The sequence below is a fragment of the Opitutales bacterium genome (assembly GCA_013215165.1).
GTDB lineage: Bacteria > Verrucomicrobiota > Verrucomicrobiia > Opitutales > JABSRG01 > JABSRG01.
Map to the genome: position 1 here is coordinate 23,215 of JABSRG010000045.1, position 10,534 is coordinate 33,748.

12 protein-coding genes are annotated in these 10,534 nt (G+C 50.3%); 9 read left to right on the forward strand and 3 right to left on the reverse strand.

What is annotated here, in order from left to right:
• Window positions 1-5 precede the first annotated feature (5 nt).
• The 4 genes from HRU10_10735 to HRU10_10750 all read left to right on the forward strand — a co-directional run bounded on the left by HRU10_10735 (window position 6) and on the right by HRU10_10750 (window position 4,291).
• A complete protein-coding gene (locus HRU10_10735; GenBank protein ID NRA27706.1) occupies window positions 6-812 on the forward strand; it encodes a sugar phosphate isomerase/epimerase in 807 nt (268 codons plus the stop codon).
• Window positions 813-893: 81 nt separating this feature from the next.
• Window positions 894-1,757: a sugar phosphate isomerase/epimerase gene (locus HRU10_10740; GenBank protein ID NRA27707.1), complete on the forward strand. Its 864-nt coding sequence runs from the start codon at window positions 894-896 to the stop codon at window positions 1,755-1,757.
• 72 nt (window positions 1,758-1,829) lie between these two features.
• Window positions 1,830-2,435, forward strand: coding sequence for a hypothetical protein (locus tag HRU10_10745; protein ID NRA27708.1), 606 nt, complete (start codon window positions 1,830-1,832; stop codon window positions 2,433-2,435).
• 11 nt (window positions 2,436-2,446) lie between these two features.
• On the forward strand, window positions 2,447-4,291 hold the full coding sequence (locus HRU10_10750) for a motility associated factor glycosyltransferase family protein (protein NRA27709.1): 1,845 nt from the start codon (window positions 2,447-2,449) through the stop codon (window positions 4,289-4,291).
• Here HRU10_10750 and HRU10_10755 read toward each other — a convergent pair.
• Window positions 4,288-4,752: an NUDIX domain-containing protein gene (locus tag HRU10_10755; GenBank protein NRA27710.1), complete on the reverse strand. Its 465-nt coding sequence runs from the start codon at window positions 4,750-4,752 to the stop codon at window positions 4,288-4,290. The two genes, HRU10_10750 and HRU10_10755, sit on opposite strands and share 4 nt — an antisense overlap.
• A 48-nt stretch (window positions 4,753-4,800) precedes the next feature.
• Here HRU10_10755 and HRU10_10760 point away from each other — a divergent pair, with 48 nt between their 5' ends.
• Window positions 4,801-5,649, forward strand: a complete 849-nt coding sequence (locus HRU10_10760) for a DNA-binding protein (GenBank protein ID NRA27711.1) — start codon at window positions 4,801-4,803, stop codon at window positions 5,647-5,649.
• A gap of 28 nt (window positions 5,650-5,677) precedes the next feature.
• A complete protein-coding gene (gene moaD, locus HRU10_10765; GenBank protein NRA27712.1) occupies window positions 5,678-5,923 on the forward strand; it encodes a molybdopterin converting factor subunit 1 in 246 nt (81 codons plus the stop codon).
• Window positions 5,924-5,925: 2 nt separating this feature from the next.
• On the opposite strand, the gene HRU10_10770 is transcribed toward moaD, so the two are convergent.
• The gene (locus tag HRU10_10770) at window positions 5,926-6,816 is read right to left on the reverse strand and encodes a phytanoyl-CoA dioxygenase family protein (protein ID NRA27713.1); all 891 of its coding nucleotides are present in this window, start codon (window positions 6,814-6,816) and stop codon (window positions 5,926-5,928) included.
• 72 nt (window positions 6,817-6,888) lie between these two features.
• Here HRU10_10770 and HRU10_10775 point away from each other — a divergent pair, with 72 nt between their 5' ends.
• The 3 genes from HRU10_10775 to HRU10_10785 are packed head-to-tail and all read left to right on the forward strand — an operon-like array spanning window position 6,889 to window position 9,202.
• Window positions 6,889-7,674 carry a helix-turn-helix transcriptional regulator gene (locus tag HRU10_10775; GenBank protein NRA27714.1) on the forward strand — a complete coding sequence of 262 codons (786 nt, stop codon included), beginning with the start codon at window positions 6,889-6,891 and terminating at the stop codon, window positions 7,672-7,674.
• A gap of 53 nt (window positions 7,675-7,727) precedes the next feature.
• Complete coding sequence (locus HRU10_10780; protein ID NRA27715.1) at window positions 7,728-8,171, forward strand: molybdenum cofactor biosynthesis protein MoaE; 444 nt, start codon at window positions 7,728-7,730, stop codon at window positions 8,169-8,171.
• Window positions 8,172-8,173: 2 nt separating this feature from the next.
• Window positions 8,174-9,202, forward strand: a complete 1,029-nt coding sequence (locus tag HRU10_10785; GenBank protein ID NRA27716.1) for a LacI family DNA-binding transcriptional regulator — start codon at window positions 8,174-8,176, stop codon at window positions 9,200-9,202.
• Window positions 9,203-9,240: 38 nt separating this feature from the next.
• Here HRU10_10785 and HRU10_10790 read toward each other — a convergent pair whose 3' ends face one another.
• Window positions 9,241-10,338 (reverse strand): PilT/PilU family type 4a pilus ATPase, encoded by a 1,098-nt coding sequence (locus tag HRU10_10790; protein NRA27717.1) that lies wholly within the window; start codon window positions 10,336-10,338, stop codon window positions 9,241-9,243.
• Between the last annotated feature and the right edge of the window lie 196 nt (window positions 10,339-10,534).

Sequence of the window (10,534 nt, forward strand, 5' to 3'; positions counted from 1 at the left end):
TATTTATTATAAAGACATCAGTAAACGCCTGCCAATGGAATAGCTACGCAAGTTGGAAGGGGACAGAAAAGGATTGGAAAACTTTTGTCCGCGAAGCTGCAGAAGCCGGTTATGAAGGCGTCGAACTTGCTGGGCATCCAGACAAGCTTGGCCCAGCAGATGAAGTCGTCGACTTTGTTAAGTCCCTTGGGCTTGAGATTTCAGCCTTTGGAGGTGGTATGACGGTTGATTACCATGAGCCGGCTCGAGAGCGCAATCTTTCCGAACTGAAATATATGGAACAGCTTGGGGTAGATACAAAGATGGTATGCGGCGGTTTTTTGGGGCCGCCACGTCGCACGGTGATTGATGCTGAATATGTTGAATTTGCTGAGCAGCTTGCGTGGCTCTGTGACGAGGCTGAGCAGCACGGGGTGAGCGTAGCTTTCCATCCGCACCGCGGATCTATTGTCGAAACTGGCGACGAGTTAGAGAAGGTGTTGAGCCGCGTGCCCAAGTTGCGGATCTGCGTCGACATTGCGCATCTAGAAGCATGTCACCAAGACGCGATGGACTTTATCGAGCGTTTTTCAGAGAAAATCATCTACACGCACATCAAGGATTTCCATTGGGGCACGAAGTCTTTCATGGAAATGGGGCAGGGCGATTCAAAGCTCGATCCTGGAGCCTGTGTAAAGCTGTTGATTGAAAAAGGCTATCAAGGCTGGATGGTTGCTGAACTCGACCGTAGATGGGAGAAGACTGAGGGCATGGCTAGCCCCGACCCGTTGACGGCAGCAAAGGTGAATCGAGAGTATCTCCGGGCTCTGTAGTCGTCATGACCCGATGGGGCGTTGCCTTCTTAATCGGTTCATCTGAACGCTGATAATGGCTTCACATCCTGTAAAATCATCATGGCTACCTTCAAATATGCTCTGAATACCTCTACTATCCGCGAATGTCTGAGCCGGGCGGGTGAACCTCTAGTGCTTAAACAAAAAATCGAAATTACCGCCGCTGCGGGTTATGATGGTATCGAGCTCTGGGTACGTGAGCTCGATGATCATGTGCGAGCGGGCGGTAGTCTTAGTGATGTCAAAGGATGGTTAGACGCAGCCGTGCTTGAGATTGTCGACCTTATGGGCTTTTTTGAGTGGGCCGTCTTAGACGATGAGCGCCGGAAAGCTGGTTTTGAGGAGGCCGCGCGTAATTTCGCCATAGCTGCGGAATTGGGGTGTCCATTTGTAGCCGCACCTCCGTTTGGGATCCATAATGAATCCGATCCCACAAAACGCCCTGACCTCAAAACGATAGCGCACTATTTCGCTGAATTATCCTCATTAGCGAAGAAACACGATGTGACACCGCTTCTTGAGTTTTGGGGCATATCCAAACAGCTTGGATGTCTTGGTGAGGCAATATGTGTCGGGGCAGAGAGTGGTGTCGAAGACGTGCGCCTGCTGACCGATGTGTTCCATATCTACAAATCAAGCGGGCATCACAACGGCATGCGCCTTTTGGACGGGAAGTCTCTCGGGCTCTTCCACGTAAATGATTATCCTGCAAATCCGCCTCAGGCATCGGTCGTCGATGCCCAGCGCGTCATGCCTGGCGACGGAGTAGCACCGCTCAGTGCCATCTTTCAGACTCTAAAAGATACTGGATTCAAAGGCTATTTGTCTCTGGAGATCTTCAACGAGGCAGAATGGGCCAAGCCAGCAGAAGACGTGGCCGCGCGCGGTCTACGCCAGATGAGGTCGCTGGCTGAGGCCGCGTGATCACTGCTTATTGATTTCTCATTTTCATATTTGCCTAAACTTCTAGGCGGTCTGGGCGAATGATTACTGGATATGTCAGTTGCAGGATCGCGCGTCATTGTGAATGGAGAGGCGGTTGTCTTCGACGGTCCTGCTCCGGCGACCGTTCAGGAGGCGGTCAGTCTCGTGGACGGTGCCCTTGTTCAACAGGGGCAGATTATTGAGTCTTGCACGATCGATGGCCAACCCCTTTCAGACGATCCGAATATCCTGAACAAAACCTACCAAACAGTGGAGATTCATTCCCGCACCTGGGACCTAGTCTGTGGAGACAGCGTGCGTGAGGCTTATGGATCTGTGCGTGGTGCCATGGTGGAAGCAAGTGCTTTTGGCGCTTCGATGCTTGTCGTTCCTCTCGGTCAGGTAATGAAAGAGATCGATAAGTTAGCACAAAAACTAGGCGTCATCGTAAAACCCCTCGAAGTTGCCAATGAGTTTGCCGAGAATTTTGGTGCGCCCTGGAGAGCGGAGGTGGCTCTATTGACTACACGTGTGCAAGAAGCCTGCGAAGCATTCTCTTATGCGCTAGAGCATCAAGATGTTGGGAAGGCTGCGGATGTTCTCTGTATTGTGCTGCCCAAGCATCTAAGTGAATTTGCACATCTTCCCGGAGTGCCATGGAAAGGAGTGGCTGTGTGAGTTACTGGGAGGTGAATAAAAAAATCATCGATGAGAGGTTCCCGGTCGTGTCTGAGCGACTTGCCGCCGTGGTCGCTGCATCTGAAGCAACCTGGTCCCAAGGAACATTGGAAATCCAATTTCAAGGAAATCCAGTCCATCCCTATGGTCAAATCGACGCCGATCAGCTGGTAGGGATGTGGGTGCGGCGTAATGAACCGATTCGAGATGGCTATAATTTCGTCACTGGTTTCGGAGATGGAAGTCATATTAGAGCTGCAATGAAAATGCTCTCAAGTGTGGGCCGCCTCTTTGTCTATGAGCCTGATCTAACTCTGCTCAAGACGGTCCTCTCTAGCGTGGATGTGTCGTATGTCTTACAAGATTCTAGGTTTTTGCTAGGCGCAGGACCACTAGATCAGAACTGTTTTGCAGCGTTAAAAAACGAGGTTTTTGAGGCTGAAGGTGATTGGAAGTATATGCCCTACACGCCAACACAGCATTTGAACCCCGTTGCTTATGTCGAAGCGCGCGATCTGTTTGGCAAAGAACTCTTTCTCAGAAAAAACATCTATCGCAACCGGAGCGATTTCGCAGAGAGTTTTCATGGGACCCGGATCACGAATCTACCCTATACCTTGTGCGCTCCAGATGTATCAGATTTTCGGGGAAGGTTTTCCGATGTAACCTTCGTTTTAGTGGCGGCGGGACCGTCGCTCGATGAGTCTTACGGCTTTCTGCGGGCTATACAGGACCGTGCTCTGATCGCGTGTGGAAACTCTTCCATCGAGGCTCTCTTGAAGAATGGTATTACTCCCCACATCGTCGTAGCGGTTGACTTCCGCAATGACACGCTACTCGGCTTTAAAAATGTTGATACCGATAGAACGGTTTTATTCTGTTCGTCCTATGTGAACTCAGAGGTGTTACCTTCCTTCGATGGCCGCACCGTTGCGTGGGCGAGTGAAGGAGATCCGCTGGATGTAGCGCGCCAGCGATTGGGTAGATCTAAGGGGGCACAAATCGCAGGTGAGGGTACACTGACGACGTCAATGATCCAAATCGCAGCGATTTTGGGATGCCAGAAAATCTGCCTTGTGGCTCAGGATCTAGGCTATCCGGAGAGCGGCCAAAGGCATGTTAGCACCGGTTTCTATGAGGAACGCGGCGACAATAATATTGATGTTGTTGAGCTCGACGCTGTTCCTGGAAATACCCGGGATCAGGTGTATCAAGACGGTCACATGCGGCTATACCAAAGGGCTGTGGAAAACCGATTAGAGGCGCTTGAGGGCATAGAAGCTATTAACGTTTCCGTTTTGGGTGCACGTATCCGTCACGCGACATATAAGAGTTTTTCAGATGCTGAAATGTGGATGTCGGCGCCAGAATCCACCGACCTATTCGATAGACTGTCGGAAGGACTGGATAAACAGCCTGACTTACAGGATCGAAAGCGACTTTTGGGCATAACGCAGCAGCCTCTAAAAGTTTATGCTCAGAAGATTTTAGACCAAGCTCTGGGGCTTGCCTTTTCCATCGAAGCCCTGCCTGATACAGCGTCGAAACCCCATTATGCCAATAATCGTGAGGTGAAGGATTGCCTGGCACGCAGTGAAAAGATCAATGCCTACATCGCACAGCATGCCGCCGATCACGGCATTATTGCTGAAGGTCGGGCGCGTCCACTCTTGCTTGAATTTGCTGAGATACAGAAGGAGGTTTTATCGGAGGTGCCGCACTGGGATTCACTCGAGAAAAACCTCGAGTTCAGTTGGGCCCTGGCGGAAGGAGCTTATTTTATCCTCCAAACGCTCCAAAAGATGGAGGCTATTGCAGACCAAATGGAGTCTGAGTCCCAGGTTGTTGCGCACTAATTAACGTCGCCGAGATACAAACTTGCGCTGGGGGCGTGACCGCCTTTCAAGATCTCGCGGGCGTGCTTAGGAAAAAATTCTATGTGGGGCAACTCGCTTACCGGCATCCATGAGAGTCCGACCTGTTTTTTATCATTCTCGCATCCGACGCCGAAATTCTCGTTACAGGTAATCTGAGCTTCAAATACGGCTTCGAGTTGATGAAAGCGGCGATGAGCTTTGGAAAAGGTGTGATTTCTTCCGATGTATTCGCGGATATAGATCAATTTGCCCACCGTTACTTCACAGCCGGTTTCTTCCTTGCATTCACGCTCAACGGCTTGTTCCAAGGTCTCTCCGGGGCGTTGTCCACCACCGGGTAAGATATAGAACACGCCCCGCCTGTCTTGCATTTTTATGAGGAGGATTTTGCCGTCGTTGATAATGACGGCGCGTGCGGCTGTGCGGATTGGCTGGACCATCGTACTACCTTCCAGCAAATAACGTGCATTTCAAGACTGGTGTAAGAGATGATAACATTTGGCTTAGACGCAGGTGATCTAACAAAGGGCTGGAGCGAGACGATGGTCGGTGGCCAAAGCTTCGCTTGGCATCAGGTGAATCCAGATAGCTTTACGTTCGAAGGTATTTGGTCCGGTCGCTATGTGCAGCTCGAAGTCGACGCAAGGGTAGGGAAGCTGAGCTGTCGTGGGATTGGAGAAGCAGACCGTTTGCATTTTGCAGAATACCTGAATCTAGGAGATCGGCATCGATTCGCTTTGGATCGGCTTCCATGGCGCAGTGACCCGGTGCTAGAACGTGCCATAGCGACCTTTCGGGGTCTTCGGATTTTGCGTCAGCCGGTGGAGGAAGTGTTGTTTTGTTTTCTTTGTAGTTCAGCCAAGTCGATTATTCAGATCCGTCAGATCTTAAACGACGTCTCGAAGACCTATGGACGCGAGGTGATCGAAGGACGCTTTGCGTTTCCGGGGTGGCCGGTCCTCAATGAGGCAGGAGAAAAGGCCCTCCGGGACCTCAAGCTTGGGTATCGTGCTCGTTTCGTGTCAGCAGTCGCGGAGTCAGCGGATAGTACATTCTTCGAGCAGCTAAAGGCCGCCGACTACCTGACATCTAAAGCGATGCTTCTGTCCTTGCCTGGTATTGGTGAAAAGATCGCCGATTGTGTCTGTCTTTTTGGACTGGGGCACGGTGAGGCGTTCCCAGTCGATACGTGGATTGCGCGTGCCATGGGAGAACTCTATGGCCTAGATGGTTGGTCTCTGGCCGCGATTGCTCAGTTTGGCAGGGCCCACTTTGGTGCCGATGCAGGGCTGGCACAGCAATACATTTTTAGCTATGCCCGAGCGCGCTTGACCTAGTGTCCATACATATCCGAATCTGATCGTTATGCTAATTACTGTTTCCGTCCGCTATTTTGCCCAGCTACGCGAGGAGCGTGGGTCGGGGTATGAGCAATTGCAGATTGAGACACAGTCTGTCGGTTCTCTATACAAACAGCTTGCGGCAGAACATCATTTCCGCCTTCAGCCCAATCAGCTGCGTATGGTCGTTAACGAAGAGTTCACCAGCGTCGAGACGGAGCTACAAGACGGTGATGAAGTTGTGTTTATACCCCCGGTAGCAGGGGGATAGACCTATATTCCCGCGAGCCGGGCCGCCTCACAGGACGCTGGATTCCCTTCAGCGTCTGCGAAAACTTTATCGTATGAGGAACTGTCTACCTTTTTGGCATGAGCTGCATGGAAATGAAATTGTAGGGCACGTCGTCGATTTTGGCTCCTATTGGCTGGCGTCTCGTGGGGAAGCATGCCGTAGAAAAACAGGGCACCGCCAGCTGCCAATTCGATGGGTTTTGATTGGGCTGTTGGCAGGAGAGTTTTTTCAATTTCGCAGTCTTTGGCGTGATGATGCTTAAATGCTCCTTTACGATGTCCTCCTGGGATCACATGCATGCAACCATTGTCTACCGTAGCATCGTCTAGAGCTATCCATATGCCGATAATTGCATCTAGTGGTGTGACAGCAAAATAGGCATTGTCTTGGTGCCAGGGTTTTTCGCTACCGATTAAAGGCGGTTTGATTAAGGCCATAGATTGAAACAATTTCGAACCCTGTCCGAGTAAGGCTTCAAGGATTTTCATGGCCGGATGACTTTGAGTTAAAATCTCTTGAAAGACAGGGGCCTCCGATTCAAACCACATCAGTTTTCTTACTTTGAGTTCTAAAGTATCAAGGTCCGATGGATCAGGCTGGTAGCCTGACTCAAATTGAATGTGTGTCCTGCCGTCTACTTTTTTGTAAGAGGCTCGCTTACGATCGGCAGATAGAGATCTCAACTCTGCAACATTAGGTTCGGTGGCATATCTAGTGACAATATCCTTGATGGCCCGCCTTGCATCGGAGATCTCATTCTTTGTAAGAAGTTGATTAATCGCGATGTATCCTTGTTCTCTGAATTCAGATAATTCTTTGGGCTTAATTTCAAATTCTTGTTCTGCTTTGCGCTTTATGTGATGATTTTCCATGGTTCAAAATTAGCATAATCCGCATCTTTTTCCTATGGAAGAAACCCTCAAGTATTTGTATAAATTTGATTAATGAATTCGATCTGTTATCTGGAATTTAGGACGGTCCCCAAGATATTTCACTGTGAGACTACATGGAGATGGCTCCCGGCGCCTCTGGATGACTACGATTTCTGGGCAGTCCTCGGAGGCAGAGGTGAGATGGTTTTAAACGATCAGTCCTACTTGCTCGCACCAGGATCGACTTTCATGCTGAGGCCGGGAGATCGTTTGAAGGCTGAGCATGACTCGAACATGCCTTTGCAAGTCCTTGCATTTCATTTTCTGCCCACCTCTCAATTTCCATGGGATGCTCTCGATTTACCGAATTTTCGCCAAGTAAACGACCTTTTAAGCCTTAGGTTCTATGCTCAACAGAGTGTCCATTTAAGCGTTCAAAATCATGACGTTGTCAGGCAGCAGTTGGTCGCAATGAACTTGCTTACGCTACTTGCAGACAAAACAGACCGCTTACTGCCTGCGTCTGACGAGCGCATTTTGGCTGTCGCTGAGCAGATCCGCTGCTCGCCGGCAGGATTTAAGTCTGTTGCCGAAATGAGTCGTCAGGTAAATGTTTCGTTGAGCCACTTCTCCCGTGAGTTTAAGCGCTTGCTTGGCTTGAGTCCGATACGCTACTTGGCGTGTATGCGTGCGGATCGCGCAGCAGAGCTCCTTAGAGAAACAAATATGAGTCTCGGTGAAATTTCGGACTCTTTAGGTTACAGCGACGTTCATCATTTTTCTAAACAGTTCGCCCGGGAGAAAGGAGAAGCTCCAGGACGATTTCGAAATACATGGCGCGATAAGAGGCATGAGTAGGCTGCCGATGCGTTTTGGCTGGGCTGCATGAGAATTGTGGTTTCGATGTCTCTATGAATGGATTTCGGATTTCGCCTGAAGCATTAGATCTTGAAGCCCTGCGAGCGGGCTGCCTCTCTTTGCGGGCGGGAGCGTTTACGTCCTTTGAAGGCTGGGTTCGGGACCTGAATGAGGGTGAAGCGGTGCTACGCTTGGAATATGAGGCTTATGCTTCAATGGCTGAGAAAGAGGGGGGGCGGATCTTGAAAGAAGCAGAGCAACGTTGGCCGTTGTTGGCCTTGGTGGCCGAGCACAGGGTGGGGCTCCTCGAGATCGGCGATTGTGCCGTTTATGTCGGGGTGGCGTCAATGCACCGAGCAGCAGCTTTTGAAGCCTGCCGTTATGTGATTGATGAGGTAAAAGAGCGGGTGCCGATTTGGAAGAAAGAACACTACGCGACAGGCGTTACAGGTTGGATCAATTGTCACAAGGTGCCCGACAATACCGAGTCTGAGTAAGGATGAAACGCGTATCCCTGAAGCATGTAGCTCAAGTTGCTGGCGTCTCGGTAGCCACGGTTTCGATGGCGTTGCGGGGTGCGGGGAGAATTGCTCCAAAGACAGTAGAGCGGATAGAGGCTCTCGCTAATGAGATGGGCTATGTGCCGGATCCACTTTTAGCTTCGTTAGCAACGCGGCGCTTTCGTGAGGACAGCGATTCTAAAGGCAGCCCGATTGCTGTTATAAAATGCAGTGAGTCGATGGGACGGGGTGATTATGCCGAACGCTTTCGCGACAGCCTATCTTCCCTGGGATATGTGATGGAATCGCATCGATTGGATAGCCCCGAAAACTTCGAAAGTCTTGTTGCGAAGATGACGCGCAGGGGGATTCGAGGGGTGATTTTGATTCCAGATGTATTCCCTGAAATCCTAATCGACCCCAGTCCATGGTCAAAATTCTCAATCGTTCAATCCAGTCGATTTCTTCATTCTGCTCCCGTGCACACTGTGCGTGCTAATATATTTCAGGCTGTAAAATTGGCCTATACGAAAGCGTATGAAGCGGGCTATCGACGTATCGGTTTTGCACTCGGCTTTCATGAGTATTGGATCGAGGACGATGAATCGCGAAATGGAGCAGCTTGGATTTTGCAGCAACACTTCGGGCGAGCTGAGAATTATATTCCTCCCTATCAAGGGTATTTGTCTGGAGGGGATCGTTCGTTTCTGGATTGGTATCATCATTATCGACCCGAGGCAGTGGTTGCGTTTAATAGTAACGCGCTAGCTCGACTGCAGGCATTGGGGATTCACGCCCCGAATGACCTCGGTTTCATTGCGCTTCATTTGAACGAGAATGAGATCGGAGCACCCTCATCTGAGGTCAGAATTTGTGGACTGGACCAGAATAATAAAGAGGTCGCGCGGCAGACGGTATGGGTGTTGGACCAAATGATCCGATTCGGCGAAACAGGATTTCCAGAAGTGGCTCGCGATATTCTGATCCCGTCGACTTGGGTAGCGGGGGACACCTTGAGGAAGCAATAAGTGTTTCCAGAAAGCCCTGTGAAGTCATGCGGCGAAAATTAACCCACAATGCCACCTGAGCTGAGGAAGATACCTTTGAGATTCATCTCTAGCTGCTTTGGGTTGTCCGAGTAGGCGATGCCATCATTCCGAGAAATGGTGCCGTTCTTAACCAGACGATAGAGGTCCTTATTGAATGTTTTCGAGCCGAGGTCTTCGCCTGCCTCAATCACGGCAGTGATCTTTCTAAAGTCTCCCTCTTCGATGGTCTGGCGCGCGAGTCCATCCACCATCAGGATTTCACAACTCGGCACGCGGCCACCTTCGATAGCGGGGACAAGACGTTGGCACACGGCAGCTTGGAGCGCTCCGGCGATTTGCCGCCGCATCGACTGTTGTTGTTCTGGCGTAAAAAATTCGAAGATGCGCTGAATTGCCTGCGTGCAGTTTGATGCGTGTAGTGTGCCGAATACGAGGTGACCGGTCTCGGCGGCGTGGATGGCCGTTTCAAAGGTGCTCTTATCCCGCATCTCACCTACGAGAATGACATCGGGATCCTGGCGCAGGACTGCTTTGAGCCCCATTTCGAAGGTGGGACAATCGATGCCGACTTCGCGTTGATTAAAGACGGATTTATCGTCGGTGTAGGTAAACTCAATAGGGTCTTCTAGGGTGACTATGTGCTTGTCGAAGTTCCTGTTTATATAGTTAAGCATCGCCGCGAGCGTAGAACTCTTTCCCGATCCGGTGGCGCCACAAACGAGGACGATTCCATTCTTGTTAGAACACATTTCCTTAAAAGTGGCGGGGTCATGACTCAAATCCTCAAACTCAGGCGGTGTGTCCTTTACGTGCCGAAATACAATGCTGGGTGTCGATCGCTGATGGAAGGCATTGACGCGAAAGCGGCCCACGTTTTCGTGTTTATAAGAATAGTCGACCTGGGCGTTTTGTTTCCAGTCGTCGAGGAATTGTGCGGGGACGGTGGAACGTATGAATTCTCTTATAGTAGTGGCATCTAGGGCGTCCATTTCCACGGGCTGAAGGCTTCCGTCTAGGCGAAAGTAAGCCGGCTTATCAGTCTTAATGTGGATATCGCTAGCACCGTTTTCTACAGCTAGGCCCAATACTTGATTAAATAGATCTACGGGTTCCATTGCTTTAATATTGAGAGCAGGGCATCGGCATTGCTCACGGAGATTTAATACCTTGTCTTTTCTGTCGTTTTAGCAGTCTTCTTGCGAAGATCTTTGCAAGTATCGATAACTTACTTGATTCCACAGCCATCCCATAAGACCTGATGGCGGAGATCAAACCTGAGTATTGATGGGCTGTAGCGGTTGATCGTGTCTA

Bases quoted from the DNA above. Each gene is read 5' to 3' on its own strand.
- HRU10_10755 (NRA27710.1), bottom strand. From the start codon at position 4,752: ATGGTCCAGCCAATCCGCACAGCCGCACGCGCCGTCATTATCAACGAC.
- HRU10_10785 (NRA27716.1), top strand. From the start codon at position 8,174: ATGAAACGCGTATCCCTGAAGCATGTAGCTCAAGTTGCTGGCGTCTCG.
- HRU10_10760 (NRA27711.1), top strand. From the start codon at position 4,801: ATGATAACATTTGGCTTAGACGCAGGTGATCTAACAAAGGGCTGGAGC.
- HRU10_10770 (NRA27713.1), bottom strand. From the start codon at position 6,816: ATGGAAAATCATCACATAAAGCGCAAAGCAGAACAAGAATTTGAAATT.
- HRU10_10790 (NRA27717.1), bottom strand. From the start codon at position 10,338: ATGGAACCCGTAGATCTATTTAATCAAGTATTGGGCCTAGCTGTAGAA.
- HRU10_10780 (NRA27715.1), top strand. From the start codon at position 7,728: ATGAATGGATTTCGGATTTCGCCTGAAGCATTAGATCTTGAAGCCCTG.
- HRU10_10740 (NRA27707.1), top strand. From the start codon at position 894: ATGGCTACCTTCAAATATGCTCTGAATACCTCTACTATCCGCGAATGT.
- HRU10_10745 (NRA27708.1), top strand. From the start codon at position 1,830: ATGTCAGTTGCAGGATCGCGCGTCATTGTGAATGGAGAGGCGGTTGTC.
- moaD (NRA27712.1), top strand. From the start codon at position 5,678: ATGCTAATTACTGTTTCCGTCCGCTATTTTGCCCAGCTACGCGAGGAG.
- HRU10_10775 (NRA27714.1), top strand. From the start codon at position 6,889: ATGAATTCGATCTGTTATCTGGAATTTAGGACGGTCCCCAAGATATTT.